The sequence below is a fragment of the Ruegeria arenilitoris genome (assembly GCF_013030985.1).
Lineage (GTDB): Bacteria > Pseudomonadota > Alphaproteobacteria > Rhodobacterales > Rhodobacteraceae > Ruegeria > Ruegeria arenilitoris_B.
On the sequence record NZ_WPYP01000001.1, the window covers coordinates 1 to 26,998 of the forward strand.

At 57.8% G+C, this 26,998-nt stretch carries 23 protein-coding genes; 9 read left to right on the forward strand and 14 right to left on the reverse strand.

The window, feature by feature from the left end; genetic code table 11:
- Positions 1-116: 116 nt before the first annotated feature.
- Positions 117-1,325, reverse strand: coding sequence for a 2-aminoethylphosphonate--pyruvate transaminase (locus GOX88_RS00005; RefSeq protein WP_367648048.1), 1,209 nt, complete (start codon positions 1,323-1,325; stop codon positions 117-119).
- 99 nt (positions 1,326-1,424) lie between these two features.
- Between GOX88_RS00005 and GOX88_RS00010 the strand changes: the two genes are divergently transcribed.
- On the forward strand, positions 1,425-2,309 hold the full coding sequence (locus tag GOX88_RS00010) for a LysR substrate-binding domain-containing protein (protein WP_170397498.1): 885 nt from the start codon (positions 1,425-1,427) through the stop codon (positions 2,307-2,309).
- A gap of 29 nt (positions 2,310-2,338) precedes the next feature.
- Here GOX88_RS00010 and GOX88_RS00015 read toward each other — a convergent pair whose 3' ends face one another.
- From GOX88_RS00015 to GOX88_RS00025, 3 genes are all read right to left on the reverse strand, one after another.
- Positions 2,339-4,360, reverse strand: coding sequence for a putative 2-aminoethylphosphonate ABC transporter permease subunit (locus tag GOX88_RS00015; RefSeq protein WP_170397501.1), 2,022 nt, complete (start codon positions 4,358-4,360; stop codon positions 2,339-2,341).
- Positions 4,357-5,490, reverse strand: a complete 1,134-nt coding sequence (locus tag GOX88_RS00020; RefSeq protein WP_367647744.1) for a putative 2-aminoethylphosphonate ABC transporter ATP-binding protein — start codon at positions 5,488-5,490, stop codon at positions 4,357-4,359. The genes GOX88_RS00015 and GOX88_RS00020 overlap by 4 nt, the downstream gene beginning before the upstream one ends.
- 132 nt (positions 5,491-5,622) lie before the next feature.
- Positions 5,623-6,642: a putative 2-aminoethylphosphonate ABC transporter substrate-binding protein gene (locus GOX88_RS00025; RefSeq protein ID WP_170397504.1), complete on the reverse strand. Its 1,020-nt coding sequence runs from the start codon at positions 6,640-6,642 to the stop codon at positions 5,623-5,625.
- Between the two features lie 380 nt (positions 6,643-7,022).
- Here GOX88_RS00025 and GOX88_RS00030 point away from each other — a divergent pair, with 380 nt between their 5' ends.
- Positions 7,023-8,435 (forward strand): SPASM domain-containing protein, encoded by a 1,413-nt coding sequence (locus tag GOX88_RS00030; RefSeq protein ID WP_170397507.1) that lies wholly within the window; start codon positions 7,023-7,025, stop codon positions 8,433-8,435.
- A gap of 20 nt (positions 8,436-8,455) precedes the next feature.
- On the opposite strand, the gene GOX88_RS00035 is transcribed toward GOX88_RS00030, so the two are convergent.
- Positions 8,456-9,415 (reverse strand): radical SAM protein, encoded by a 960-nt coding sequence (locus tag GOX88_RS00035; protein WP_170397510.1) that lies wholly within the window; start codon positions 9,413-9,415, stop codon positions 8,456-8,458.
- Between the two features lie 343 nt (positions 9,416-9,758).
- Between GOX88_RS00035 and GOX88_RS00040 the strand changes: the two genes are divergently transcribed.
- The 6 genes from GOX88_RS00040 (at position 9,759) to GOX88_RS00065 (ending at position 17,322) form a co-directional block, all read left to right on the forward strand.
- Positions 9,759-11,573 carry a hypothetical protein gene (locus GOX88_RS00040; RefSeq protein ID WP_170397513.1) on the forward strand — a complete coding sequence of 605 codons (1,815 nt, stop codon included), beginning with the start codon at positions 9,759-9,761 and terminating at the stop codon, positions 11,571-11,573.
- Positions 11,574-11,653: 80 nt separating this feature from the next.
- A complete protein-coding gene (locus GOX88_RS00045) occupies positions 11,654-11,977 on the forward strand; it encodes a hypothetical protein (RefSeq protein WP_170397516.1) in 324 nt (107 codons plus the stop codon).
- Positions 11,978-11,982: 5 nt separating this feature from the next.
- Positions 11,983-13,065: a hypothetical protein gene (locus GOX88_RS00050; RefSeq protein WP_170397519.1), complete on the forward strand. Its 1,083-nt coding sequence runs from the start codon at positions 11,983-11,985 to the stop codon at positions 13,063-13,065.
- Positions 13,062-15,125 (forward strand): glycosyltransferase, encoded by a 2,064-nt coding sequence (locus tag GOX88_RS00055; protein ID WP_170397522.1) that lies wholly within the window; start codon positions 13,062-13,064, stop codon positions 15,123-15,125. The genes GOX88_RS00050 and GOX88_RS00055 overlap by 4 nt, the downstream gene beginning before the upstream one ends.
- Positions 15,122-15,574, forward strand: coding sequence for a hypothetical protein (locus GOX88_RS00060; protein WP_170397525.1), 453 nt, complete (start codon positions 15,122-15,124; stop codon positions 15,572-15,574). The genes GOX88_RS00055 and GOX88_RS00060 overlap by 4 nt, the downstream gene beginning before the upstream one ends.
- Before the next feature lie 104 nt (positions 15,575-15,678).
- Positions 15,679-17,322 carry a N,N-dimethylformamidase beta subunit family domain-containing protein gene (locus GOX88_RS00065; RefSeq protein ID WP_170397528.1) on the forward strand — a complete coding sequence of 548 codons (1,644 nt, stop codon included), beginning with the start codon at positions 15,679-15,681 and terminating at the stop codon, positions 17,320-17,322.
- A 3-nt stretch (positions 17,323-17,325) separates the two neighbouring features.
- On the opposite strand, the gene GOX88_RS00070 is transcribed toward GOX88_RS00065, so the two are convergent.
- Complete coding sequence (locus GOX88_RS00070; RefSeq protein ID WP_170397531.1) at positions 17,326-17,790, reverse strand: putative molybdenum carrier protein; 465 nt, start codon at positions 17,788-17,790, stop codon at positions 17,326-17,328.
- A 237-nt stretch (positions 17,791-18,027) separates the two neighbouring features.
- Here GOX88_RS00070 and GOX88_RS00075 point away from each other — a divergent pair, with 237 nt between their 5' ends.
- The gene (locus tag GOX88_RS00075) at positions 18,028-19,431 is read left to right on the forward strand and encodes an MATE family efflux transporter (RefSeq protein ID WP_254443262.1); all 1,404 of its coding nucleotides are present in this window, start codon (positions 18,028-18,030) and stop codon (positions 19,429-19,431) included.
- Positions 19,432-19,436: 5 nt separating this feature from the next.
- Here GOX88_RS00075 and GOX88_RS00080 read toward each other — a convergent pair whose 3' ends face one another.
- From GOX88_RS00080 to GOX88_RS00115, 8 genes are all read right to left on the reverse strand, one after another.
- A complete protein-coding gene (locus GOX88_RS00080; RefSeq protein WP_170397534.1) occupies positions 19,437-20,534 on the reverse strand; it encodes a M56 family metallopeptidase in 1,098 nt (365 codons plus the stop codon).
- Positions 20,521-20,916, reverse strand: coding sequence for a BlaI/MecI/CopY family transcriptional regulator (locus GOX88_RS00085; RefSeq protein WP_170324448.1), 396 nt, complete (start codon positions 20,914-20,916; stop codon positions 20,521-20,523). The genes GOX88_RS00080 and GOX88_RS00085 overlap by 14 nt, the downstream gene beginning before the upstream one ends.
- Before the next feature lie 66 nt (positions 20,917-20,982).
- A complete protein-coding gene (locus GOX88_RS00090; RefSeq protein ID WP_170397537.1) occupies positions 20,983-21,384 on the reverse strand; it encodes a DUF2160 domain-containing protein in 402 nt (133 codons plus the stop codon).
- 8 nt (positions 21,385-21,392) lie between these two features.
- Entirely contained in the window at positions 21,393-22,190 is a 798-nt protein-coding gene (locus tag GOX88_RS00095) for a carbohydrate ABC transporter permease (protein WP_170397540.1), read from the reverse strand.
- Complete coding sequence (locus tag GOX88_RS00100; protein WP_085807799.1) at positions 22,187-23,050, reverse strand: carbohydrate ABC transporter permease; 864 nt, start codon at positions 23,048-23,050, stop codon at positions 22,187-22,189. The genes GOX88_RS00095 and GOX88_RS00100 overlap by 4 nt, the downstream gene beginning before the upstream one ends.
- Positions 23,047-24,123 carry an ABC transporter ATP-binding protein gene (locus GOX88_RS00105; protein ID WP_170397543.1) on the reverse strand — a complete coding sequence of 359 codons (1,077 nt, stop codon included), beginning with the start codon at positions 24,121-24,123 and terminating at the stop codon, positions 23,047-23,049. The genes GOX88_RS00100 and GOX88_RS00105 overlap by 4 nt, the downstream gene beginning before the upstream one ends.
- Position 24,124: 1 nt before the next feature.
- Positions 24,125-25,174, reverse strand: a complete 1,050-nt coding sequence (locus tag GOX88_RS00110) for an ABC transporter ATP-binding protein (protein ID WP_170397545.1) — start codon at positions 25,172-25,174, stop codon at positions 24,125-24,127.
- 83 nt (positions 25,175-25,257) lie between these two features.
- Positions 25,258-26,997, reverse strand: a complete 1,740-nt coding sequence (locus GOX88_RS00115) for an ABC transporter substrate-binding protein (RefSeq protein WP_170397547.1) — start codon at positions 26,995-26,997, stop codon at positions 25,258-25,260.
- Between the last annotated feature and the right edge of the window lies 1 nt (position 26,998).

A 26,998-nucleotide genomic window follows, 5' to 3' on the forward strand; every position in this document is an offset into this window, starting at 1 on the left:
TTCCGGCTCGCACCCGTCCAGACAGATCGCAATGGCCGGAACCTTCGGCTGAGGATAAACACGCTCATTCGCAGTAATGGGGGAGTGATGGGTCATCTTGATACGTTCCTTGATAGTTAGGCGGCCAGTTTGGCGCGTTCTTCCAGTGCTCGGAGGGGGGGAGCTGCACTTGTTACCCCCATTTCCTCCAAAGATTCTTTGGCGGCAGTCACAACCCTGCGCATGACGTCTTCGTCCATTTGGCCGATACATCCGACGCGGAAGCTGTCAACCACGGTCAGTTTGCCCGGGTAGATGATGAAACCTTTTGATTTCATCAGGTTGTAGAACTGATCGAACACAAACTTCTCGTCCGCAGGGCAGAAGAAGGTGACGATGATCGGGCTGAGCCAGCGGTTGTCCAGCAAGGTCTCAAATCCAAGTTCACGCATTCCCGAGACCATGACATCACGGTTGCGGGTATAGCGCCCTCCGCGGCCGGGAACGCCGCCTTCCGCCGCGTGTGCCCTCAACGCTTCGATGAATGCAGCGACCACATGTGTCGGAGGTGTGAACCGCCACTGACCGGTTTTGTTCATATGCGCCCATTGTGCATGCACATCCAGAGATAGCGAGTGGCTGTTGCCCTTCGCGGCCTCAAGCTCGGATTTGCGGGCGACGATGAAGCCAAAGCCGGGCACGCCCTCAATGCACTTGTTTGCAGAGGATACCATTGCCTCATACCGGATTTCGGTCGGCTTCAGCTCGACTGCTCCGAAGGCTGACATTGAGTCGATCAGAAGTTTGCGACCGGCGGCATAGGTGACCTCTGAAATTTCCTCCACGGGGTTCAGGATGCCCGAGCTGGTCTCACAGTGAATTGCGACCACGTGGGAGATATCGGGGTCTTCTGCGAGAATTCGGGCGACTTCCTCTCCCCTGGGTGGCAGGTAATCACCTTTGTCCAGAACGACATGTGCGCGGTCCAGATATTCCAATGTCAGGGCAGATCGTTGCCCATATGCGCCGTTGGCCAGAACCAGCGCCTTGCCATCGCGCGGAATGAACGACGCAAGCATCGCCTCGACCGAGAACGAGCCGCTACCCTGCATCGGGACGCAGTCGAAGTCATCGGCGCCCTCACCAAGCAACGCCAGCAGGCTTGACCTGACCTCGCGCGTCATGGCGCGAAAGTCGTCATCCCAGCTGCCCCAATCCTTTAGCATGGCTTCCTTTACCGCGTAGGAAGTCGTCAAGGGGCCGGGCGTCAATAGATATGGTTCACCAAGGCGAGGCGGTTCGATTCTAGAATTGGAAGACGTCATGAACAGGCTCCGGACAGGCATTTTCGAGAACAGATTTGCCGCAATGGTTGCTATATGTGAAATTGCAATTATCAATCCAATTATAAGCTCAGCCTATGTTAGTTGAATCGGGGATATGCAATGCGGCACAGCCAGCTCAAAGCCTTTCATTTTGTGGCGAAACATGGCGGTTTTTCCCGCGCGGCAGAGGCGCTGTATCTTACGCAACCGGCAATTTCCGAGCAGGTGCGAAAGCTGGAGCAGGATCACGATTTGTTGCTGTTCCAGCGCGAGCGGAAACGTGTGACGCTGACCCGAGAGGGCGAGCAGCTATACAGATACACCAAGCAGTATTTCGAGATCGAAGATCAGATCGAGGATTACCTGTCCGAAACCAAGGCTGTTGTTGATGGAGAGTTGCGCATCATTGCGGACTCTGCGTACCACCTGACGGCCTTTCTGGGCGCCTTTCAGAAGAAAAACCCGAATGTCACGATCACCGTGCGTTCGGGCAATACCGAGGAAATTCTAGAGGAACTTCGGTCATATAACGCAGAAATTGGCGTTGTGGGCAGCCTGTCGCCGGGCAAGGACATGGAAGTTCTGAGCCTTGGGTCCACCGAAATCGTGGCCTTTGCGGCGCAGGGTGTGCTTTTGGCATCCAAACCAACTTTGTCCCTGGAAGAGCTGTCAAACCTGCCACTGATCTTTCGCGAAACCGGGTCGAAAACGCGCCAGAAACTGGAAGACGAGGCCAAAAAGCTAGGGGTCACACTGAAACCGGCCATCGTGGCTGAAGGGCGCGAAGCGATTCGGGAACTGGTGGCCTCTGGCGCAGGTATCGGTTTTGTCTCAAAGGCGGAATACGGGCATGACAACCGGCTGCGACAGATCAAATTGAAGGGGATCGACCTGCAGATGGGCGAGAGCATAATTTCGCTTTCGCAACGCCGCGAGGTGAAGATCATCCGCGCCTTCATGGAATTTGTGCAGCGAACTTTGAAAGAAAACCCCGCCAATGGCTGATTGGCGGGGCAGGGTGTCAAAGGTGGTCTCTAGCGACTGCGCCAAGCCTGAGTGCGTTTCAGGATTCCCCTGGACGCAACAAGGTGAATGATCCGGGCGGCGGCATTTGTATAAAAGATCATCATCCCCATCGCCGCAGCCGGTGCGATATCTCCGGCATCGTCCATGTTCAGCACCGCGATAGAGGCGAGTGTCGTTTTGGGAGAGTACAGGAACACCACGGCCGATACGGTCGTCATCGCGTTGACGAACAGGTAGATGGAAATATCCAGAACCGCCGGCAGGCAGACCGGAACCGTAACCCGCGCGAACAGCTTCATCGTCGGCTGCTTGAGCGACGCTGACACCGACTCGAATTCACGGTCCATCTGCTTGAGGGCCGTCACTGCTGTCAGGTGGGATACAGTGTAAAAGTGCGTCACGGTACAGATCACCAAGATCGCCATCGTGCCATAAATGCCGTTCAGCGGGTTTGAGGGGTTGTTGAAGAAAAAGATATAAGACAGCCCCAGCACCATGCCCGGAATGGCCATCGGCAACATCGCGAACATCTGAAAGATTGATCTGCCGGTGCGGAAGCCTTTGGATTTCTCAACCAGATAGGCTCCGAAGAACACAACAGAGGTGCCGATCACGGCGGTCAGCAGAGCCAGACGGATCGAGTTGAAATACGACCCCCAGCCGCCGCCATCCATCTTGTCGAACTGATAGTTCTTCAGGCTCAAGCTCAGATCATAGGGCCAGAACTTGATCAGAGCCGCGAATTGGCACACCGCCAGAAGACCGACGATGAACAGCCCGATCAGGCTGCAATAGGCCAGAAACAGGCGATCTGCCTTTGGGTTCGGGGTCGCCTGATACGGCACCGACCGCGCCGACAGCAGCGCCACCTGTTTGGACTGGACCATACGATCAATGGCAAAGGCCAGGATAGCCGGGATCACCAGAACCACGGACACTACGGCACCCATCTCAAAATTCTGCTGTCCGATCACCTGTTTGTAGATATCCACCGCCAGCACGTTGAATTGCCCGCCGATGACCTTTGGCAGACCGAAATCGGTGATGACCAGATTGAACACAACAAACGCAGCAGAAATCAAACCGTACCGGGCCCCTGGAACCGTCACTGTCCAGAACGTGCGCCAAGGGGTCGAACGCAGGCTGGCGGCGGCTTCGTAAAGCCGCGCATCGGATATCGCCAGTGCTGTTGAGATGATCAGGAAAGCGTGCGGAAAGGTGAAAAAGACCGATCCGATCACGATGCCTATCGGGCCATAGATGCTGGCACCAAACAACAGCTCTTTAAGCATACCCTGATTGCCGAACAGGTAGACCAAGGCTATGCCCGGCAACAGCGAGGGAACCAGAATTGGTGCCATTGCGATGAGGCGAAAGACACCCTTGAACCGCATACAGCTGCGGTTAAGCGCATAGGCGAACCAGAAGGCCAGAGTCACCGTCACGATGGTGCTGACAACAGAGATCCAAAGCGAGTTCTTGATCGAGTTGAACAGCGCGGGCGTCGAGAAGTAGTTTACGAAATTGCCGAGGCCCCTTGATTGAACCGGTCGCAGTTGAACCCGCCGGAAGGTGTTGGAATCAAGCTCGACCCATTCGGTTCCTTCGTGCAATGTCGACCCGACCAGAAACCGCCCGGTATCCGTTGTATTCCTGATCTGGTACATGACCGGGCTGCGGAAACTGAAATCCGGGAAAAAGCCCGTCACTGGCAAGCGCCCGTCCGAGCCCGTGACAAGATCGGTATCCGTAAACACCTCGGTCTGTCGGTTCAACGCATCGCCCGTCAGAACAGTTCCGTCAAAAATGCCAGCGTCGTCACTTACCTGAAACTCGTATTGTGACAGTTCCATCCGATAGGTGGAAAACGATTTGGAAAGCATCGTGTAAAGCGGAAGCGCCAGCGTCACGATCAGATAGAGCACGATGACCATCATGCTCCCGCGCATCAGGATGTCGTCCCGGCTGAGCTTGGGCTTGATGTCCGGGCCGGGGGGCAGGGTGCCGCTGTTGGTCGAGATCGTGCTCATGCCCCGGTCTCCGGAAGGTCAAAGGCCATCAGGCGGTCGGCCGGGAGTTCGATCATCATCGTCCGCCCTTCCTCCAGTTCAAGGCGACGTACGGCGTTGACCGAGAAATCCGCAATCAGTTCCGAAGACCCGAAACGCTTGTTGCTTAGTCGGCACCGCCAGAAAGAGCCAAGAAACTCCATCTCATTGATCAGCACTTCGAATGCGTTTTCCGGGGTGGTGATCGTGTCCGGCGCATCCGGCGACCGTGCGCCTTCGCCGTGGGGGATGACATCATCGGGCCGGACGGCTGCAATCACGCGGCTTCCTTTCTGATGAGAATGTCGTGCACATTTCAGAACCGATCCCCCCAGTTCCAGCGTCTGAGGGTCACCGGCAGTGGCCTGCAACTGATTCATCTCACCAATGAAATCGGCAACAAACAGATTCCCTGGATGACGATAAATCTCGGTGGGGGATCCCACCTGTTCGATCACGCCATGGTTCATGACCACGATCCGATCTGCCATGGCCAGGGCTTCTTCCTGATCATGTGTAACCATCACGGTAGTCACACCAAGTTTGCGCTGCAACTCTTTGATTTCGTGTCGCAAATGGACGCGGACCTTTGCGTCCAATGCCGACAGGGGTTCGTCCAGCAGCAACAGGCCGGGTTTGGTCGCGATGGCGCGGGCAAGCGCGATCCTCTGCTGCTGCCCGCCCGACAACTGTGCCGGATACTTCTTGCCCTGATCTGGCAACCCGACCAGATGCAGCAACTCGTTTACGCGGACAGCGATTTCAGACTTGCTGCGGCCCGAGTTCTCCAGGCCAAAGGCGATGTTCTTTTCAATCGTGAGGTTCGGAAACAGGGCGTAGGACTGAAACACGATCCCGAAATCGCGTTCGGACGGGGGCAGATTGGACACGTCCTTACCGTCCTGCATGACCGTCCCCTTGGTCTGTAAATCCAGACCTGCGATGGCGCGAAGCAGGGTTGTTTTCCCGCAACCTGACGGGCCCAGAAAGCAAACGAACTCGCCTTCGTTGATTTCCAGCGAAATATCCTTGAGTGCAAGAAAGCTGCCGAACGCCTTCCACAGGTTCTGGATGCTGAGATACAGTTCACCGGGTGGTGTTTTCTGAAGCACGGGAGAAGTCCTCACATCTGCACCTCGGGCACGGCTGATCCGTACCGGGCATAGCCTGGTGCGCAGGTCACGGGGTTTGGAAGAAGAGAGCGGCGCGCAGGAGAGGCACAAGAACCCCTCCTGCCAACGTGTTTATTTTGCTTCCGACTTTCCGTCATAGCGAGATTGCCATTCCTTCAGGATTGCCGCCCGATTGTTCGCGGCAAACTCAAAATCATTGTCAATCATCGCATCCAGAAGACCCTCTGGGAAGTGTTCGACCGGTTTCGCAATGCCGGGATAGGCCACAACCGCATAGCCGGTGTTGTACATCTCGTTGGCTTCTTTTGTGACCGAGAAATCAACCAGTTTCTGCGCGGCTTCCAGATTGGCCGTACCCGCGACAATCGCGGTTGCTTCCATGTCCCAGCCTACGCCTTCGGACGGGACGATGATCTCAAGAGGTGCGCCATCCGCCTTGGATTTGGCACCGCGGAAGGCAAACGAGATACCGATTGGGATTTCACCCGCTGCCGCCAGCTTGCATGGTTTGGAGCCCGAATGCGTGTAGCGCGCTATGTTCTCGTGCAGCGCGTCCATGTATTCCCAGCCGCCTTCTTCACCAAACATCTGCAGCCAGCTTGAAACGTCCAAAAACCCGGTGCCGGACGAGTTCGGGTTCGGCATGATCACCTGATCCTTGTACATCGGATCGGCGAGGTCCTTCCAGGATGTCGGCGGTGTCAGTCCGGCCTTTTCGGCCTCGACCGTGTTGTAACAGACCGACGCAACCCAGGCGTCCATGCCCACCCAGGCCGGAGGGTTGTCGCCATCGACAAATTTCACGTCCAGTTCTTCGACCCCGACAGGTGCGTAAGGCTCCAGCATGCCTTCCGATTTCAGCAACAATAGCGAAGTGGCTGCCAGTCCCCATACAACGTCAGCCTGCGGGTTATCCCGTTCCGCCAGCAATTTGGCAGTGATGATCCCAGTCGAGTCGCGAACCCAGTTGATTTTGATATCAGGGTTGCTCTGGTTGAATGTCTCGGCGTATCGGGCGAGGTCTTCTGCTTCAACGGCGGTATACACTGTCAATTCGGTTTCCGAAACCGCAACCGTCGCGGTCAGTACGCCGGTGGCCAAAGCGGCAAGAAATGATGTTGTGTGTTTCATTTTTTTCCTCTGTTGGTGGCTTTTGTCAGGTTCGCTGTTCTGAAGCAGCGTTCAATTTCCCATTTGCGTGTCGGCAGTTTGACAGATTCAAACCTCAATAAAAATCGATTATATCTTCGATGTTATAAGTCTACCCTATGGATGCTTTTGCTTGGGGCGCGCGGTCAGAAGGGCTTGTCATGATGTAGGCAGCCGGCCTTCATGGGCATGGCGCAAGGGCAAACCAACTTTCCCGGCGGTGACGGGCTGAGATTGCTGAGGGCGCGTATTGGGCGAAAAACAGGCCAAAGTCCCGGTTCTTTTTCAATTCTTTGCCGATATTTGGGCCTTCCAAGCGCGTACTTGATTTGATGTCGCGGTATGTCACTATGGCAGCTGCAATGCCTACAACGCGCAACAACATCAAATTGCTTTACGACACAGATGATGCCGACTGTGCAGCAATCATCGAGTCGTTGTCGGAAAAGAACGCGACCTATCTCAGGCGGCGCAGACTCCTTGAAGGTCCAAGCGCACATGCAAAAGATCTGGTGATCGAATGCGCAGAAGCCATAAAACAAGACAGCAGTCCGGCTTTGTTGGACCGGTTCATCGCACAGGTTTCGGAAAACGCGACAGAGTTTGAAATTCTGACGCTGCTGGTCGCTGGGTGGTTTGCGCTGCGGCAGGAGCAATGGCAGGTAACCGAAATGCTTGGGCGCGAGGTCGTCAGCCGCGATCACCATGACCTCATGGCGCAGCGACTTATCGATGCCGCCCGCGAAACGTCAAAGGATCTTGAAACCGAAACCGACCGTTGGCTGAGGACGCGGACGTGTGGCGCACCTTTTCGGGAAATGGAGACACGGGTCAACGGTGAGGTTCATTTCTGCTGCTCGGCCTGGCAGCCGGTTCCAATTGGTCGTCTTGAAACAGCGGACGAGGGCGGGTTCTGGAACTCTGATCGGGCCCGCGAAATCAGACGGTCCGTCCGTGACGGCGACTTTTCGCATTGCAGCCGGTGGCATTGTCCGCAGATCGCAGGTCGCAGGCTTCCGGCCCGCACCGAGGAAACGCAAAGCCTGAAACTGGAGTTGGAAGAAGGTCCCGACCGGGTCATCCTGTCCCATGACCGGTCCTGCAACATCTCTTGCCCCAGTTGCCGAACACAGCTGATCAACCTGCCGCACAAAGAAACGGAACGTTTGAACCAGGTGTTTGAAGACCACCTTCTGCCGCTGGTCAGCAAGGCCACGAAAATCAAGGTGACCGGATCGGGTGATCCGTTTGGCAGCAGGCACTTCCGTCATCTTCTGGGGCGGTTGACGCAGGCGGGCCCGGCCGGGCGGCGTATTCAGCTTCATACCAACGGGTTGCTGGCCAATGAAAGAGCCTGGAACGATCTTGGGCTATGGGACAAGGTCTCGTCGGTCTGGGTGTCGATAGATGCGGCGGAGGCCGACACGTACAGCGTGCTCCGTCGCGGTGGCGATTTTAACGCGCTGAGGAAAAACCTGCGATTTCTGGGCGACCTGAACGCACGCGGAGACATTGATACATTGCGATTGGACTTTGTCGTGCAGGCCGCGAATTACAGAGAGATGCCCGCCTTCGTGGATCTTGCCAATGAAATGAACGCCGATGGCGTTTATTTTCTAAGGCTGCGCAATTGGGGGCATGTCACACCGCAGGAATTCAAAGGCCTGGATGTGTGCTCGTCCGACCATCCCGAACACAAAGACCTGCTTGAGGTGCTGGCTGACCCGCGTATGGCCTGGAGCGGTGTCGACCTCGGGAGTTTGAACTCAATCTGACAGGTTGCCCCGGTGAGGGATCACAGCTCCTTTCGGATCAGGATATCAGCCAGACAGGAGCAGAAGTCATTCGTGCATCGGATCGGTTCTTGGGGCAGGTCAAGGTCCTCGCCCAGATAGCCGATCACGCCTCCGACGCCGCAGACGCCCCGGTAAACCTCGCCATTCCCTCTGACCCGCAGGGATTCCAGCCCGACGTTGCAGTTGTAGCCACGCCAGCGGTTCAAGCCCCTTAAAATGAATTCATTCGGAGGCAACGTCTCGCACTGCCCGGACCGTGTGGTCGCGCGCATCAGCGATCGCGGTTTTTCACCCACCGGAGCGTATTTGGACGGCAATCCTTTTGAAAGCACCTGCAACTGGTCGTCGGTGTAGTCGTACAGCTTTGCCCCGAATTCCTGCCTCAGCGGCTTTAACGAAATCGAAGCCGCTGGCAGCGCCGCTCGCAATGCCTGGGCATCTTCAAATGTCTGGTCAAAACGGTCCGGGTGCATCGTGACGTTGATATGAACGCTGATGCGGTCCTCCATCATTTTTGCCACGCGGATGAAATGGTTCAACTCGGCGAACTCGGCGTGATAGGTCAGGATGACGCTGTTCAGGCACCCGCTTATCTTTTCCCAGAACCGGGGTGTCCGCGATGCATTGCTGATCAGACTGACCTTGAAGTCAATCTCTGACGCTTGGCGCAGCAGATCAATGATGCGGGGGTGCATCGTGGGTTCGCCACCCGTGAACTGAAGCCAGACAATCTTGTCCCGTTCGTCCATATAGTGCCGTTTCATCTGGTGATATAAATGCAGAACGTCCTTGGTCTTCTGCCACCTGATCGAGCCGTCATGCAGAGGTTTGGGGCAATAGCTGCACGCATAGCTGCAGGCATTCCCCAGCATCCAATCCACCACGACCACCTTGGCATGAACGGGATTGGAGTGATCGATCAGAGTAAATGCGTCCGGTTCGTTCTGAATAGCTTCCATTTAAACCCAGGTGTTTTGTATACAGGTTACTCAAACAGCCGCCGAAAGCCCTGCAACAGCGTTCATGCGGCACTTACCATTCCTCTCAGCCTAGCTTGAAATTGGCGGTGGGACAAAAAAATTACGTTGGAAACGGGGGCCGACGGAGCATGGGACAGCGATCCTGTCCTTGGTCGGGCGTGTTCACATTCTTGTTGTTGGCACCGGCTGACTTGTCAGAGAGGGGTCAGTTTTTTATACTCGAAGCCATATTTTTTAGCTTTTTTGACGTGCCGGCATGTGCCCGGATTGACCGGGATACAACAGCTTAGAGCTTATTTCGGCGGCCAGTCGGGGGTAATTTATGACGAAGGCGAGCGGCCAAAGGACTCGACCAGAAGTTGCCAAGAAAGGCGCTGTTCAGGCGCCGGGTATCTATGATTTCGTCCAATCCCCTGAATGGCAGAAGGTGCTTGAAAAAGCTCGGATAGAGCAAGAGAGAAACCATGCCGCGCGCGAGCAGAAGGACAAAAAGACCGAAGCCTCCGAAACAGCAGACCGTGGTGAAGCGCAATCAACCTCAGGTGAGCCTTCACCGGTCGGACAAAAGGCGTGGTCAGACCAGCTTGAAGAAGCCAGAAAGAAAAGAAATGCGGCAAGTGCCGGGGGCACGGGTGAGTCGGAAAAACTAGGGCCCGATGCGCCGGATGGGGTTCAAAAAGCCGATACGGGCGAAAATGCCCGAGGAACTTTCAGATCCCGAAGAGGCAAAAACAGGTCGACCGGTTCCGATCAGACAGATGCGGGGCTGAGTTTAAAGCTATCCAATGAAGAGATTGACTATCGCCTGTCCAAAAAGATTCTTCAAAAACTGGAAGATCAGCAACGCGCGCGCCGTAAGGTCAGGCTGGGGTTAATTGCCCTTGGCTGCGCTATGGGTGTGATTGCCTCATCTTCAGTTTTTTGGGTTCTTTCCGGACCAGGCCCGATTGAGACGGCTGGACAGGGGAGCACTGACGTTGAGGTGGCCACTCCGTTACCTGGTCAGGACGTCGTTCCGTTGCCACCCGATCTATCGACGACCCCACAAGGTGAAATTGTCATTTCTACGACTGTGGTGGGTCCATCGACACAGCAAGAATTCCCCGATGGGAGTTTGGGCGAGGTGGACGATCTAAGCAGTCTTGCGTCGCTGACGCCTCCTGCCTCGGGTTTAACAGAGGCGTCAGAGCCCACTGAACCGGCAATACCAGATGCCGCTCCAAGCGTTCTGGCCTACGTTCCGGCGCTCGAGCAGCCGTTCTTGCCGGTGGGTGGTCCCGGGTTTCTGCCAACACGAGAGGCAAACCCGAGTTTCCTGCCATATGACATCGCGCCGGAATTCTTTGATCCCGCAACCGCCCTGGTGGCTGTCGCTGCTGCAGGGCTTGAACCCTTAGGCATTGCCTCAGACGCGTTCATCCCTCCGGTGCCGTCAGCGGAACTCGCGGCTCAACCTGTTCTGTTCAGGCAGCCAGTGCCGCTGCGACCCGCAGCCGAAACCGGGTCACTGCCGGAGCAGGTTCCGGCCATCCAACCGGATTTACCCGTATCGATCAATCCGGTTGATAGTGCTTTGACGATCGTGGCACTGAACCCCTCGGCGCAAATTGAAGACCCCGGAATTGGCCCGGAGGCGCTGCAAGCGCCCACTTTGACGCCACGGGCAGAGCCGTCAGCTTCAGTGGCGCTTGCGGCCTTGCCCGGCGCGGCTGTCGAACCTACGGAAACGAGCACGGGTGTAGGGGGCGCGGCGTTCAGACTGTATGCGCCCAACAAGCTGCCGCAGGGTGCTGTGGATTCGGTTGTCGCGTCGTTAACAACAACGGGTCACGAGCTAAGTGGCGCGGCGCGGGTAGGGTACCGGGTGTCGCAATCCAATGTTCGGTTCTATCACAGGCAGGATGCCGCCAAAGCCGCAGCCCTTGCGAAAGATGCCGGTGCACTGTTGCGCGACTTTACTGGGGCAAGAACCAAAACACCAAGCGGTGTGGTGGAGTTATATCTGGCCGGAGACGGCTATGGCAGTGCTCCGGTCAAGCGAAAAGCCAAGCGAAGCAGCCGCAGCGCGACGGCAAACAACCCGGTCAATCAATTAAGAAGTCAGGTTCTGAAAAAACTTCGGGCAACAACAAACTAAAGACGCTATTCTTGTTCTAGAGTGCGAAAGACTGAAGCAAGTGGTGAGTATGGTTAACAAGTATTGATAAGGTTTTTTAGATGACTGATAGCAGACTCGTCGGTATTGTAACTGCGCTACTTTTCCTGGCATCGACAGAGGGTGTGCGTGCCGAGATCACGCTTGAACATCTGATCGCGATTGATCAGCTTTTATCAACCAATGACACCCGTGCGCTCCGGTCCTACCTTGAGAGAAACCCGGAGTTGCTGACGGGTGAAGACGAGTTATCTCGCGAGTTGCGCGACTTTTATGACGCCGCGTCTGCGGGCAGTTTGGACTTTGGTTATCCCGCTAACGTGCCAGCCAATCCGTTTGACGCTCCGACTGCGTCGACTTCGCGCGCAACCTCGCTGCAGCACTAGGCCCCATGCCCGTGTTCGACGCCCTCAGTTGTCCCTCCCGCCCAAAGATCGCCTACATTATCGAACCTAGGTTCTCTGGCGGCACGTCAGCGGCCGTCGCGGCCGAACTGCGTGTGGCCGTGGAGTTTGGTGAGCTGGAGGTTCACGCAGTAACCTCAAGGACGTTTGGTGAGGACCAGTATATTGCACCCGTGCTACGGCGTGTGCTTGATGAACTGCGCATTCCGCTGATTTGGGATGCGCCTCGTGTCGGTGCGGATTTCGTGATCCTGCACAATCCGGCATTTTTAAAGTTTCAGGACGTATTGAATACAAGGATATTTGCGCGGGACCTGATCGTGGTCACGCATGAGAACTTTCTGCGCCCGGGCGGCGAAGAAGGGTTCGACGTTTCATCCTGCCTGAACCAGATTGAGGCATCGGCGCTTTCACTCAGGAAATCGCTTGCGCCGATCTCGCCGTATAATCGGAAAACCGTGACCGATTGGTTGGCTGGATCCCGAGTGGCGCGGCAATGGGAGGTTCTGGGGGCCGACTGGTTCAACATCTGCGAGACCGAGATAGAGGCCCCTTGCGACATGCCCTCAGATCGCCGAGGCAGACATTCACGGCCCGGTTTTGAAAAGTTTCCGGCTCTTGCCGATCTCGACAGGTGTTTTCCCGAACATGCGCAGAGCAACGTAATCCTGGGTGCAGATGCATTGCTGGACGCGCGTGTTCTGCGCCCGCATTGGACCTTGCTTCCTTTCAACGCCATCCGCGTGGACGAGTTTTTTGAGATGATTGACTTTTTCGTTTATTTCACGGCGCCGACCTGGCAGGAAAGTTTCGGCCGGGTCATTGCCGAAGCTCTGGCTGCGGGCAAGGTGGTGCTTACCAATGCCGACATAGGGGTCACGTTTGGCGATGCAGTGCTCAGCTGTCGCCCACCGGACGTAGACGGGATCATTTCCGACCTTATCGCGCAGCCGCATCGGTATCATGAACAGGTTTCCAGGTCGCAATCGGCGCTGGCGCGCTATTCCGCTGAAAACTTCAGGGCGCAGCTGTCCAATGTCCTGTCCGCAGATAGCGGGGTATCGGGATGATTTTCATTGAGGCCGGTTCGCGTTCCTTACGATCCTTCGATGCGCAATTGATTTTCGCCGAGCAACTTGCCGCGCGCGGTTTCCCCGTCTGCATAGATGCCGAGTATCTGCCCGAAGATGCAGGGCGCGGCAGAGTTTACGAGGCTGCCAGATTTCTAGTCGACCCGGCCGAGCATGAGGCCGAGGCCATATTCGTGCTTGGCGCTGAGGATATCGATGATCTGCTTCTAGCCTCCCTTCGGGAAAAGCAGATTGGTCCGGACGTGCCGGTGATTGCGACGGGTCGGTTCCAGACCCAGCAAAGCTACATCGGCGCAAAGGCGCGTCTGGCATATGCGCTAGGGCGCGAAGCCACGGTGATCGACCTGACGGATTTTCAGCCGCGTTCGGTGCTGCCGTCGGCGGTCAGCCCTCTGGTTGCCGAGATTCAGCCAACGCCCCGGCCCGCGCGCGAGATGCCGACTGTGACGGTTGTTCTGGGGTCCATGGAGTTGGACAACCCCGAGACACTGTCCTGCTTTTCGCGGATGAGTAATCGGGGGGGGTATAACCTGCGGCTGGTCGTAAGCGGGGCACAAAACGAGGCGATCAATGCGTCCCCGTTTCATGACTTGCCGACCAATCTGTACACCGATCTTTCCTCGCTGACTTTGGCGAAGTCGACGGACATCCTTGTGATGTTCGGCCACGGTATTGCCGGTGTACGCATTGCCGCGTTTGCGGTCGAATTGATCGCGGCCGGGGGTGTTGCGATAGATTGCACGGATGACGAAGCTCTGGTGTCGTCTGGAGCGCCCGTATTGCTTGGCCCCAAGACACCGTTTTCGCTGGATGGGTATCTGACAGGCAAAATACTTGGCAACACCTCGCAAATTGCCGAACAGGCCAGAAAATCCCAGTGGCTTCATTCGGTGGACATTTCCCGGCTGGAAAGCGCCGCAGGTCTTACGCCCAAGACACGCGAACCTGTTCGCAGCACGCACAGAACGTTGTTCTTCCCGACCAACGGCGTGGGATTGGGGCACGCTCAGCGATCTGCGGTGATCGCAAATGCGCTGCCAGATGACATGTCATCGATTTTTGCGGCTTTTCCCAGTTGTGTGCCGCTTGTGCGCCGCGAAGGTATCGATTGCATTCCGCTGGTCTCGCGGATCGACATGACGGACAATCCCGACGGCAACGATATTCTGACATACCGTCGACTGGGCGCCGCGTTGCAGGAAAACGACAGCTTGGTCTTTGACGGCGGCCATGTCTTCGATTCCGTCTACCGGGTGATCCTCGAGCGCAATTTGTCAGCGGTTTGGGTGCGGCGAGGTCTGTGGCCGGACGGGCGACCCCGACAAAAGATGCTTCGACGAGAGGGGGTGTTCGATCGGGTCATAGTGCCCTCGGAGGCCTTTGAAGAGCTGAACGACGCCTACAGCTATGGTGATCACGTCCACTATGTCGGGCCAATCTTTCGCAAGGTAGTTCAGTCCAAGGACGAGCGCGACGGGCTCAGGGCGCGGCTAGCAGAACGCTTCGGACGCGAGTTCAAACAGTTGGTCGTCAGTATGTTGGGTGGCGGCGTGGCGTCTGACCGGTCGGCACAACTGCAGGCGATATCCGGGATGCTGGAGGATCGGACGGACTGTCTGCATCTTGTCGTGACCTGGCCCGGCAGCAAGGTTCAGCCGGCCACCTTCGGTTGGACGAATACCCGCGTGGTTCAGACATTCGAGGCCACATCCCTGTGTCTGGCGGCGGATCTTGTCATTTCGGCGGCGGGGTATAATTCCGTCCTCGAGATTCTGTACCACAAGATCCCCGCGATCCTGATCCCGCAATCGGCCCCCTATCTGGACAATCAGGAGCGGCGCGCCCGCGCTTTGGCCGACCGTGACCTTTGCGCGATCATCACCGAAAACGACCTCATGAAACTGGAACAAACGGTATCGGCCTGTCTGGATCACGATGAGGTTGAACTTTATCGGTCTGCGTTGAACGCTATCGAGTTACCCGAGGCGGGGGCGTCGAGAGCAGCTGAAATCATAGCAGAGGTCAGGTACGAGAAATGACAGACATCTCTTGGTTCGAAATTCTTGGCAGAACGTCACCTAAGCAGCCGGTTCAGCTGGATGCGTTGATTACCGATAACCAAAAGCCCAAGGCATATGGAAAAGTCGTATTCCCCGTGATGGATCTGACACCGTCCATTGCCCTGTGGGAACACGACAAGGGCGGCCCTACTTATATTGGTATCCGGGTTCTGAAGCCGCTTGAGTCTGCATATAATGTTGCAAGACTTCTCGCCGCCGCTGCGCTGGAGCGAGAGGTCTTCCCGGTCATTCTAAGCCGCGTCGAGTACAGCGGGTTCGAACAGTTCGGCTTTCGTGTTGAACGCGTCCCGGACGAACCGGCGGCGGCGCTGGCGGCCGAAGCGGAAATCAGAAAGTTCTGGGATCTTGCGATCATCATCGACGGTGACGAAATCGGCCGTTGGTCGGGCCAGAGCAACGGAGTTTAATGCGGATTGAGGACCTGTCAGTGTCCCAGCAAGGCCACTTCACAATCAAAAAAACACCAAAACAATAGCCCCGGGATTGTCTGTCCTGTGGTAGTGCTTTGGCCATGACACTTTCCGAAACTCCTGAACCCGTAACCACACCAAGAACGCGCGCCAAGGCACGGCATATTCTGGATAATTATTTTATCGGACCGGCCCGGGACGCCTCGGTTCTGGAGATTTGGGGTTATACGGATCGTATGACCTATGCTCCGGGTGATCGGCTGGCATTGCGGGTGTCGACGACGGCAGAACACTGGGATCTTGAGATCGGCCGTGATGGTGCGCGCTACGAGCTGCTGCATTCAGAAACGGGTATCGCAGGAACGCATCAGGTCACCCCCAAGGATTGTTCGGTTGCGGGCTGCGGGTGGGATGTCTCTTACGAGTTCACGATCCCCGATGATTGGCGCGAAGGCGGATATTTGGTGTCCATGACCGCCGAACGAGACGGGGACCAGGTTGAGGAACACCATCTGTTCCTGCTGCGCCGCGCGGACGACAAGCCGCCTGCGCCCTATGTCCTGATCTGCGCTACGGGTACCTGGCTGGCCTATAATTGCTGGGGTGGGTCCAACCACTACGAAGGGATCACCGGTCCGGACCGCAATGCGTTTTCCCCGGTGGTGTCAACGCAACGCCCGTGGACGCGGGGATTCTGCAAACTTCCCGAAGGCGCACCGCGCGCGGTGCCTGACACACCGCACAAACCGGGGACGATGGTGCGGTATCCGTATATGGAGTGGGCCTATGCATATGGGTATTCCAAGAAATACGCCTCGGCCGGGTGGGCCAGTTATGAACGTCATTTTGCGGTCTGGGCCGAGGAACAGGGGTTCGAATTCGACTTCGCCACGCAACACGATCTGGAGGCTGATCCCGAACTCTTGAAGCGCTACAAATGCGCCGTGTTTGTGGGACACGATGAATACTGGTCGGCAAACATGCGCGACGCGGTGGATCGGTACACCGCTTCAGGCGGTCGTGTTGCACGGTTCGGGGGGAACTTTCTGTGGCAAACTCGCATCGAGGATGAGGGGCGCACCCAAATCTGCTACAAGTACACGGCAGAGCAGGACCCGCTTGTCGGTTCGGATCAAGAGCATCTGGTAACCACCGCGTGGGAGGTTGCTCCGGCAAACCGTCCAGGTGCGCAGACCTTTGGGGTCAACGGGTTGAAGGGGGTCTATACCGGTTTGGGGCGCTGCGTCGGGCAGGGAAGCGGGGGCTTTACAGTATATCGCCCCGACCACTGGGCGCTGACGGGTACTCAGTTGGGCTATGGCGATCAGTTGGGGGCCGCGTCCCGCATCTTTGGATATGAAGTCGATGGGGTGGATTACCGGATGGAAGATGGTCTGCCCTTTGCCACCGGGGCGGATGGGGCTGACCCGGCACTTGAGATCGTGGCGATGGGGCTGGCGACCAATATCGAACCCACACACGGTGTTTGGGGCGAGACCGCCTATATCGCGGATGCGGATGCGCAGTTCAAAGCCCGCGCCCTGTTCGGTGAGGTTACACCCGAAACACTGGATCGCAGCAGCCGGGGAAACGGCGCGATCGTGCATTGGCACCGAGGGGAGGGCGAGGTCTTTACCGCAGGCACCTGCGAATGGGTGATGGGGCTGACCCGGCGGGACTGGCAGGTGGAACAAGTCACCTGCAACGTGCTTGTCAGGTTTGGTGTGTCGGGCAGGGCGCGTTAGGATTTACACCCCAAGCAGTTCCGGAATTTGATCCAGTATCGCGTGGACCTGCGCTCCGATCTGCGGTGCCTCGGACGCTCGGGGGCCTGCAATGTTCAGAACCGTGGCCGGGGTGGATTGCAGCCATTCCCGTACCTGATGCACACAAGCCGCCGCTCCATCTCTGACATCAACAACCAGATGCGGCTTCCCGGCCTCTTCGGCGAATACGACGGTCTGCTGCGTTCCGGGGCTTGCCGACCCATCAACAAAAATCAACGTGGCATCGCTTGAAGCAACGTTGCACCGGGTTCTTACCACAACATTTTCGGAGTCCGTCTCGGTCAGGCCGGTGAAGTGCTCAGGAATTCTGCCCGATTCATTCGTGCGGCCTTTGGGAACCCAGCCGCCATAGGTCAGTCCGTTTTGCCGTGCGAATTCCAATGCCGTCATATCCACGCCGGTTTGCCCGCCTGAGACGATTTTCATAGCTGATACCTTTCCTGAGAAGAGCTTAGCCAGCCAACGCCATCCCGGGAACCGTTGGAGTTCAGGATTTGTGCCGCAGGGTTGATACCCGAACCTCTGAGCCGCCTGGTTGACCACAGGATGCCAAAGCCTGCGCCGGTGTCCGAGTGGCATCATGAGCACGCAGTTCTGATTGCCGTTGCATCCCCGAAGGAAACGCGGGCACATTGGCCAGAGAGGGCAGAGGCTGAACTACACATGGCAACACAATCCGAAGGTAGAGCGGTCTTTCTGACAGGCAGCTTGATGGGCCACGTCACCCGCATGTCGCTGACCACCAGCATTGGCCTGATGGCGATTTTCGCGGTGGACTTTGTCGATATGATCTTCATTTCGATGCTGGGCAACGATGCTCTGGCCGCTGCGGTCGGTTATGCCGGGACGCTGTTGTTCTTCACCAACTCGATCAATGTCGGTCTGTCGATCGCTGCCGGCGCTTTGGTGGCGCGGCAGCTCGGGGCCGGTCGACATGAGCAAGCGCGCCAATTCGGCACCAGCGTCGCGGTTCTGGGGGCTCTGGTCGGGTTGGTTGTCTCTGTGACCGTCCTGTTCAATCTGACATTTTGCCTGTCCTTGCTGGGCGCGGAAGGTGAGGTGCTGCGTCTGGCGGTCCGCTATGTGTCGATCATCCTGCCGACCATGTGGGTGATGGCAGTTGCCATGACCGGCATGGCGGTGTTGCGCGCTTATGGGGATGCGAGACGCTCGATGCAGGCCACGATTTACGGCGGGGTTGCAAACGCAGTGCTTGATCCGATCCTGATCTTTGCCGTTGGGTTGGGGCTGGACGGGGCGGCCATCGCCTCGGTCATTGCGCGGATCTGCATGTTGGTTGCGGCGGTCAGACCGGCAGTGCGCGTGCATCGTGGTTTCGCTCGACCATCGCTGCGGCAATTGGCGTTAGATGTCAGACCTGTTCGCGCGATTGCCGTGCCCGCTGTCCTGACCAATATCGCCACGCCTATCGGCAACGCCATTGTCATTCGCGAAATCGCGCAGTTCGGAACGGAAGCTGTGGCTGGCATGGCGGTGATCGGACGGCTGATGCCGGTGGCGTTTTCGGTTGTGTTCGCGCTGTCCGGGGCCATCGGACCAATTGTTGGACAGAACTTCGGTGCAGGGCAGTATGACCGCGTGAAAGCGACCTTTCTGGCGGGTGTGAAATTCACCGCCGTTTATGTCTGCCTGATGGCGGCCACTCTGTTCGTGCTGCGCGCGCCGATTGCCGATCTGTTTCAGGCGCAGGGGCAGACACGGGCGTTGATCTATCTGTTTTGTGGGCCGCTGGCCTTGGCCTCATTCTTCAACGGGGTGATCTTTGTCGCGAATGCCAGTTTCAACAATCTGGGCTATCCGGTGTATTCGACCTGGGTGAACTGGGGGCGGCATACGCTGGGTACATGGCCCTTTGCCGTTGCCGGGGCCTATATCGCAGGCGCGCCCGGGGTGCTGTTGGGGCAGGCGTTAGGAGGGGTCATCTTCGCCGTGATCTGCTGGATTCTGGTCCGACGGGTTGTTGTGAATCTGGCCGCGCCGCAACCCGCCGATCCGTTCGCCGGGCAGAACCGGTTGCAAGCCCTGTTTGGGCGCCGCGGCTGGTAAGCAGGTCAGTTGCCCTGATTTCGCGCTTCCAGTCGTTCAAGGTTGACCACGGTCGACAGCATCAGGCGATCATGGCTCCAATCCTCGGTCTGTTGGACTGATGCGGCGGCCAACCCAAGGATCAGCGCGAACAGGATCGTCAGACCGAGGAACATGAACGGCATCGACGATTGCATCGCAGGCGCATCCGCCAACGCTATCACCCGTTGCCGCAGAACGCGTTTCGCCTTGCCACCGGTGACCAGAGCCACGTTGAGAACACGCGGGCTGCCGCGCGTGACGGTACGGGCGCAATAATCCAGCAGGCACTTGGTATAATCGTGCGCATCGATGTTCTTGCGGGCCACGACCGACTGATCGCAGGCCAGTTCGCGCAGGCGGTCGAACTGGTATTTCAGTATCAGGTAGGCGGGGTTCCAGAACAGAAGGGGGCGCAATAGTTCGAACCCAAGCTCCCACTCAACGTCCCCGGCGCGCACGTGCTGAAGCTCATGCGCAAGGGCGAACCGCAGCTCACGCGGGGTGTCCAGAAGGTGGCTGGGCAGCACGACATGACGCCGGCGCAGACCTCGAACCGCGAAGGGTACAGAGATGCGGTCGGACAGGCGGATATCCACCTTCGCCGAGCGGCGCCACAAAAAGCTGGTGTTGACCGTCTCGCGGATCGCCAGCCCGTCGCGGATCACGCGCAGGGCATAGATCAGCGACGCAAACGCCATCATCACAAGGATCGCGGATACAATCGAATGATCACCACTGAACAACACCTCGACCCAGCGTTGGCGCGTGTTCAGCAGCGCCTCGAACTGGGTGGCGGGCATGGCTATGTCACCGCGCAGATAGGCCGCCACGGCGATGTCTCCGATCGCCACGGTGCCTTTGGCCTGAGTGATTGTGGCCAGCGCAGATATGCCAAGCGCCAGCAATGGGCTGACTACGATACACATGCATAGCGCTTTGAGCGCCCGCAGCTGTGCCACAAACCCGTGGCTGAGTGAGGTCCGGGACAGAAGCGCCCGCGCAACCAGCCAGAGAATTGCAGCCAGGCCGAGAACAAGATTCCATTCCAGATACGCGTCGAGAACCGGTTTAACCGCTGTCATTTTGCAGCCTCCTCTCTACCAGTGCCCGAATTTCCTCCAGATCGGCTTCGCTGAGGCCCGCATCGTCAACCAGACGCGCGACCAGCGTGGCAGGTGTGTCGTCGAACAGGGTCCGCGACAGGTTCTGCAGCGACCGTGCCTGATATCTGTCTTTCTCCAGAAGCGGCGTATAGATCAGCGTTTTTCCGTCCTTATGGCTTTCGACAAACCCCTTGTCGTCGAGAATCCGCAGGATGGTTGCGCCGGACGTATAGGCCAGGTTGCGTTCTGGCGGCAGGCGATCAAGCACGTCACGGACCGAGCCCCGACCCAGCGCCCAGAGCTCGTTCATGAACTCAAGTTCCACTTCGGTCAGCAGGTTTGTTGTTTTCTTTTTTCGCATCGGTCTTTCGTGTCGCAATTTTTAGTATGCCTGACAGACAAGCATCCTTTCGCTGTTTCGCAAAGCTTAAACTTTCCAGAAGACGAAGATGCCCCAGCCGATGGACAGGAAAAGTGGCGTCCAGACGGGCTGGCCCACCAACCCGAGCCAAGCCAGGAAGATATAGGCCGAACCCAACAGGGTGATGAACAACCGGTCGCCCAACGTGGTTGTCAGGCCCAGTATACCGCGCCGCTCGATCCCGTCGCGGTACCTGAATCCTTCCAGCACGCCAATCAGGGCGATGGCCGAGAAGATGCCCACGAACACGGCCAGTGTCGCCGGGGTCCAGGCCATCCAGAAATCGGGCCACAGGGGATCGGTCCAGGAAAAGCCTTTTTCCACTTGCTGGCCGACATTGCCCCATCCCGCCTGCTGGGCAAAAGCCGTCGAGGGTAGAAAGGGAAGGGTGAGAAGAAGTTTACGCATATCGAACCTCACACACGTCCCATCGCGAAACCGCGCGCGATGTAGTTGCGGACAAACCAGATGACGATGGCGCCGGGGATGATGGTCAGGGTCCCGGCAGCGGCCAGCAGGCCGAGTTCATATCCGGCGCTGGAGGCTGTACGGGTCATCACGGCGGCGATGGGTTTGGCCTCGACCGCCGTCAGGGTTTTGGCCAGCAGCATCTCGACCCATGAGAACATGAAGCAGAAGAACGCCGCGACGCCAACACCCGCTTTGATGTTGGGCAGGAAGATCGTCACGAAGAACCGCGGAAAAGAATAGCCGTCGACATAGGCCGTCTCGTCCAGTTCCTTCGGGATGCCGCGCATGAAGCCTTCCAAGATCCACACCGCTAGAGGCACATTGAACAGTGTGTGCGCCAGCGCCACGGCCAGATAGGTGTCGAACAGGTGGATCGACGAATAGAGCTGGAAGAACGGCAGCGCGAACACGGCCGCCGGGGCCATCCGGTTGGTCAGCAACCAGAAGAACAGCTGTTTGTCCCCCAGGAACCGATAGCGCGAGAACGCATAGGCCGCAGGTAGCGCCACACAGACCGACAGCACCGTGTTTATCGTCACGTAGATGATCGAGTTGACGTAGCCCCAGTACCACGTCGGATCGGTGAAGATGGTGATGTAATTCTCCAGCGTAAAGGTCTGGGGAAACAGGGAAAAGCCCGACAGGATCTCGTTCGTGGTCTTGAAGGACATCGCCACCAGCCAATAGATCGGCAGCATCAGGAACGCGATATAGAGGATCGGGATGAGGGATCGCTTCTTCATTGCGCGTCATCCTTTGTCATCAGAGTGTAGAAGACCCAGCTAACCAGCAGCGTGATGGCGAAATAGATCAGGCTCATCGCCGCCGCAGGGCCAAGGTCGAACTGTCCCAGCGCGATCTTCACAAGGTCGATCGACAGCAAGGTGGTTGAGTTGCCGGGTCCGCCGCCGGTCAGAACGAAGGGCTCGGTATAGATATTGAAACTGTCCATGAAACGCAGAAGCACGGCGATGGTCAGGACGGTTTTCATCTTGGGCAGCTGGATATAGCGGAATACAGACCATGGGCTGGCACCGTCGATCTTGGCGGCTTGGTAATAGGCATCCGGGATCGACACGAGGCCCGCGTAGCAGAGCAAGACAACAAGCGACGTCCAATGCCAGACATCCATGACAACGACTGTGATCCAGGCCGACAGGGGCTGTTGCGTCATGTCATAGTTGATGCCCAGAACGTCATTCAGGAAATACCCCAGCAGGCCGATCTTGGGCAGGGTGAAGATGTTCCACATCGACCCGACCACGTTCCACGGGATCAGCATCGGCAGGGCCATCAGCACCAGACAGACCGGCACCCAGAACCCTTTGCGCGGCATCGACAGGGCCACGATGATGCCCAGCGGCACCTCGATCAGCAGGATCAGGAAGGTGAACAGGAACTGCCGCCCCAAAGCAGCCTGGAACCGGTCAGAGCGCAGGATTTGTTCGAACCAGCCCAGGCCTTCCCAGAAGAACTGGTTGTTGCCGAAGGTTTCCTGAACCGAGTAGTTGACGACCGTCATCATCGGCACCAGCGCGTTGAACGCGACCAGTGCCAGAACTGGCAGGACAAAGAACCATGCCTTTTGGTTTTCCGTTCTCATTGCACCCGCTCCTCGGTTGCGATCCAGCCGTCGCGGTAGACGCGGGATTGTTCCGGTTTGAATTGCAGGAAGACCTGCGAGCCCGGCTCGGGTACGCTGTGTTCGGTAACGGCCTTTAGGGCCGTGTTGCCGACCATCGCGCTGACGACGAAATGACGGCCGATATCGGAAACCTTGGTCACATGCGCCGGGATGCCGGTGTCACCAAAGCCCACATATTCAGGGCGGATGCCCAGATCGGTGCGGCCTCCGTGTCCATGGGTTGGGCCTTCCAGCATAACCTCGTGGCCTTCGAATACTGCCCGGTCGCCTTTGGCTTCGCAGGGTAAGACATTCATGCCGGGTGAGCCGATGAAGTGGCCGACAAACGTGTGCTGAGGCCGCTCGAACAGCTCAACGGGCGTACCGATCTGCACAACTTCGCCTTCCTGCATCACAACGACCTCATCGGCGAAGGTCAGCGCTTCGGTTTGGTCGTGTGTCACATAGATCATTGTGGCCCTGACGCGCTGGTGCAGCTCTTTCAGCTTCGACCGCAGTTTCCATTTCAGATGGGGATCGATCACAGTAAGCGGCTCATCAAACATCACCGCGTTCACGTCGTCGCGGACCAGACCACGCCCCATCGAGATTTTCTGCTTGTTGTCCGGGCTGAGACCACTGGCGCGGGTGTTGAGCATATCTGTGACGTCCAGCATCTCGGCGATCTCATCGACGCGGCGTTTGATCGTTGCCGGGTCAACCCCCCGGTTTTTCAGCGGAAATGCCAGGTTCTCGCCCACGGTCATCGTGTCGTAGATCACCGGGAACTGGAACACCTGTGCGATGTTGCGCTGATCGGGGGGAAGGGCGGTCACGTCCCGGTCGTCGAACAAGATTTGCCCTTCGGACGGCGTCAGCAGGCCCGAGATGATATTGAGCAGCGTGGACTTGCCACAACCGGACGGGCCAAGCAGCGCATAGGCACCACCATCGCGCCAGGTCACGTCTATTTCCTTCAGCGCGTAGTCCTCGGGGCCTTTCGGCGTCGGCATATAGCTGTGTCGCAGGTTTGAAAGTTTGATCTGTGCCATGTCAGGCCACCCTCTTGCCGTCTTGGCCGAAATACCGGCAATGGGCCGGGTTCATGTAGAAGCTGTGATCTTCTCCGACCTGATACGGATGCACGCCCGCGGCGAGTGAAACCCATGCGTCATCGCCGTGTTGGAAATGCGCGCTGGAGTCCGAGCCCGACAGTTCAGTCACAATCACGCGGCCCGTCAGCTCCACGTCCGCGTCGGATGTGCGGACGGGGGTCACGCGGTGTGGGCGTACAGCAACCATGTAGTCTCCGTCGGACATGTCTGTGACCGACCAGCCGCCTCCGCCTGCCAATTGCGCCTGAGAGCCAGACACGGTGATACGTGCGACATTTATCGGCGGGTCCGAGAAAACACGTGCGGCAGCGATGTTTTCGGGGTTGCGGTAGATGTCCGCGGTCGGCCCGAACTGAGTAACGCGGCCGTCTTCCATCAGGGCGGTGTAGCCACCCAGCAAAAGGGCCTCTTCGGGCTCCGAGGTGGCGTAGACCACCACGGCCCCGCGTCCAGCAAACAGGTCAGGCAACTGTTCGCGCAACTCTTCGCGCAGCTTGTAGTCGAGGTTGGCCAGCGGTTCGTCGAGGAACACCGCGCGGCTTTCCTTTGCAATCGCGCGGGCCAGCGCGGTCCGTTGTTGTTGTCCGCCCGACAGCTCGTGCGGGCGACGGTGCAGCATCGGGCGCAATTGCAGCAGATCGGCGGCCTCTTCCACGCGACCTTCGATCTCGGATTTTGCCATGCCGGCCACGCGCAATGGCGAGGCGATGTTGTCGAAAACGGTCATATGAGGGTAGTTCACGAAGAACTGGTGCACCAGGCTGATCTGCCGCTTCTGCGTGTTCAGCTTTGTGACGTCCTGCCCATCCATAAAGACCTTGCCCGAGGCGATCGGGTCCAGCCCGGCCATCATCTTGATCAGAGAGGTTTTGCCCGATCCCGTCGCGCCCAGCAGCACGTTGAAATGGCCGGTCTGCAGCGTCAGGTTCGTCGGCTTGATATGGATGACATTGCCAACCCGTTTGGTGGCGTCTTGTAGTTCGATCATGTCCGAAGGTTCCGGTCCTTCAGTGCAGTGCACTGGTCTTTGAGGTGGGGATGCCTGAACCGGCACCCCCAGGTTTCAATGGTTCACTGAGACTGCCAGCGCTGAACCAGTTCGTCATAGTTGACGGTCTGGCCTTGCGGCTTTTCGTTCTCAAGCTTGGCTTTCGGCGAACCGGCTTTTTCCAGCCAGAACTCCGGGTCCTGAGGTTCGTTCAGTCGAGGACCACAACCACCGTAGACACCGGCGCTTTCATCCGCGGCCTGCATACGGGCCATGGTGATGTCCATCTCTTCGGCCAGACGGTCCATTGCCTCTTGCGGGGTAAACGCGCCCGAGTTCACGTCACCGATCTGCTGCCACCAGATCTGGGCCAGCTTCGGATAGTCCGGCACGTTGATGCCGGTCGGCGACCATGCCACACGGTCAGGCGAGCGGTAAAACTCGACCAGACCACCCAGCTTAGGTGCGCGTTCGGTGAACGACTCGTGGTTAACCGAGCTGTCGCGGATGAAGGTCAGACCCACGTGGGACTTCTTCACATCGACAGTCTTGGAGGTCACGAACTGAGCGTACAGCCAAGCCGCCTGAGCGCGATCCGCTGGGGTCGACTTCAGGAAAGTCCAGGAACCCACGTCCTGATAACCAACCTTCTGGCCTTCTTCCCAGTAGGGGCCATGCGGGCTGGGCGCCATCCGCCACAGCGGCGTGCCCTCGTCATCCACGGTGTTGTTGCCTTCGGACTTCGGCTTCACCATGTCGGCGGTAAAGGCGGTGTACCAAAAGATCTGCTGGGCCACGTTGCCCTGGCTGAGTGCCGGCAGCGACTGGTAGAAGTCATAAGACGCCGCACCCGGAGGCGCATAGGCACGCAGCCACTCATCCCATTTGCGGATCGCGTAGACCGCAGCGGGACCGTTTGCTGCACCGCCGCGCGAGACGGATGCACCAACAGGGTTACAGGTGCCCGCTTCCATGCGGATGCCCCACTCATCAACCGGAATGCCGTTTGGCTCGCCGACGTCACCGGCACCGGCCATTGACAGCCAAGCATCGGTCATACGCCAACCAAGGTCGGGCGCGCGCTTGCCGTAGTCCATGTGGCCGTAAATCGCCACGCCGTCGACCTCTTTCACGTCATTGGTGAAGAACTCGGCAATGTCCTCATAGGCCGACCAGTTGACCGGAACACCAAGGTCATAGCCGTACTTCTCTTTGAACGCGGCCTTGTTGGCTTCGTCGTCGAACCAGTCCTTACGGAACCAGTAGAGGTTCGCGAACTGCTGGTCGGGCAGCTGATACAGCTTGCCGTCCGGACCGGTGGTGAACTGAATGCCCATAAAGTCATCCAGATCCAACGTCGGTGAGGTCGTTGCCGACCAGTCGCCCGCCATCATGTCGGTCAGCGGATAGGCCAGTTGCAGACGCGAGTGCGTGCCGATCAGGTCACTGTCGTTGACATAGCCGTCATACAGGTTCCGTCCGGTCTGCAGTTGTGTCTGTACGGCCTGAACCACTTCGCCCTCACCAAGGATCTGGTGGTTGACCTTGATGCCGGTGATTTCCTCGAACGCCTTGGTCAGAACCTCGGACTCGTACGAGTGGGTCGGGATGCCTTCGGACAGGACGTTGATTTCCATGCCAGCGTAAGGTTGTGCAGCCTCGATGAACCACTGCATTTCCGACATCTGTTCGTCTTTCGACAGGGTCGATGGCTGGAATTCGTCGTCGATCCAACGTTGTGCTGCGGCTTCGTCGGCCCAAGCAGGACCGTGCCCCGCAATGACGGCAGCCGCCGCCACTGCGGAAAGTAGATGTCTCCGCATC

What these genes read in the sequence shown, in the direction of transcription:
- GOX88_RS00005 (WP_367648048.1), bottom strand. Translation starts at nt 1,325, where the DNA reads ATGCCTGTCCGGAGCCTGTTCATGACGTCTTCCAATTCTAGAATCGAA.
- GOX88_RS00010 (WP_170397498.1), top strand. Translation starts at nt 1,425, where the DNA reads ATGCGGCACAGCCAGCTCAAAGCCTTTCATTTTGTGGCGAAACATGGC.
- GOX88_RS00015 (WP_170397501.1), bottom strand. Translation starts at nt 4,360, where the DNA reads ATGAGCACGATCTCGACCAACAGCGGCACCCTGCCCCCCGGCCCGGAC.
- GOX88_RS00025 (WP_170397504.1), bottom strand. Translation starts at nt 6,642, where the DNA reads ATGAAACACACAACATCATTTCTTGCCGCTTTGGCCACCGGCGTACTG.
- GOX88_RS00030 (WP_170397507.1), top strand. Translation starts at nt 7,023, where the DNA reads ATGCCTACAACGCGCAACAACATCAAATTGCTTTACGACACAGATGAT.
- GOX88_RS00035 (WP_170397510.1), bottom strand. Translation starts at nt 9,415, where the DNA reads ATGGAAGCTATTCAGAACGAACCGGACGCATTTACTCTGATCGATCAC.
- GOX88_RS00040 (WP_170397513.1), top strand. Translation starts at nt 9,759, where the DNA reads ATGACGAAGGCGAGCGGCCAAAGGACTCGACCAGAAGTTGCCAAGAAA.
- GOX88_RS00045 (WP_170397516.1), top strand. Translation starts at nt 11,654, where the DNA reads ATGACTGATAGCAGACTCGTCGGTATTGTAACTGCGCTACTTTTCCTG.
- GOX88_RS00050 (WP_170397519.1), top strand. Translation starts at nt 11,983, where the DNA reads ATGCCCGTGTTCGACGCCCTCAGTTGTCCCTCCCGCCCAAAGATCGCC.
- GOX88_RS00055 (WP_170397522.1), top strand. Translation starts at nt 13,062, where the DNA reads ATGATTTTCATTGAGGCCGGTTCGCGTTCCTTACGATCCTTCGATGCG.
- GOX88_RS00060 (WP_170397525.1), top strand. Translation starts at nt 15,122, where the DNA reads ATGACAGACATCTCTTGGTTCGAAATTCTTGGCAGAACGTCACCTAAG.
- GOX88_RS00065 (WP_170397528.1), top strand. Translation starts at nt 15,679, where the DNA reads ATGACACTTTCCGAAACTCCTGAACCCGTAACCACACCAAGAACGCGC.
- GOX88_RS00070 (WP_170397531.1), bottom strand. Translation starts at nt 17,790, where the DNA reads ATGAAAATCGTCTCAGGCGGGCAAACCGGCGTGGATATGACGGCATTG.
- GOX88_RS00075 (WP_254443262.1), top strand. Translation starts at nt 18,028, where the DNA reads ATGGCAACACAATCCGAAGGTAGAGCGGTCTTTCTGACAGGCAGCTTG.
- GOX88_RS00080 (WP_170397534.1), bottom strand. Translation starts at nt 20,534, where the DNA reads ATGACAGCGGTTAAACCGGTTCTCGACGCGTATCTGGAATGGAATCTT.
- GOX88_RS00085 (WP_170324448.1), bottom strand. Translation starts at nt 20,916, where the DNA reads ATGCGAAAAAAGAAAACAACAAACCTGCTGACCGAAGTGGAACTTGAG.
- GOX88_RS00090 (WP_170397537.1), bottom strand. Translation starts at nt 21,384, where the DNA reads ATGCGTAAACTTCTTCTCACCCTTCCCTTTCTACCCTCGACGGCTTTT.
- GOX88_RS00095 (WP_170397540.1), bottom strand. Translation starts at nt 22,190, where the DNA reads ATGAAGAAGCGATCCCTCATCCCGATCCTCTATATCGCGTTCCTGATG.
- GOX88_RS00100 (WP_085807799.1), bottom strand. Translation starts at nt 23,050, where the DNA reads ATGAGAACGGAAAACCAAAAGGCATGGTTCTTTGTCCTGCCAGTTCTG.
- GOX88_RS00105 (WP_170397543.1), bottom strand. Translation starts at nt 24,123, where the DNA reads ATGGCACAGATCAAACTTTCAAACCTGCGACACAGCTATATGCCGACG.
- GOX88_RS00110 (WP_170397545.1), bottom strand. Translation starts at nt 25,174, where the DNA reads ATGATCGAACTACAAGACGCCACCAAACGGGTTGGCAATGTCATCCAT.
- GOX88_RS00115 (WP_170397547.1), bottom strand. Translation starts at nt 26,997, where the DNA reads ATGCGGAGACATCTACTTTCCGCAGTGGCGGCGGCTGCCGTCATTGCG.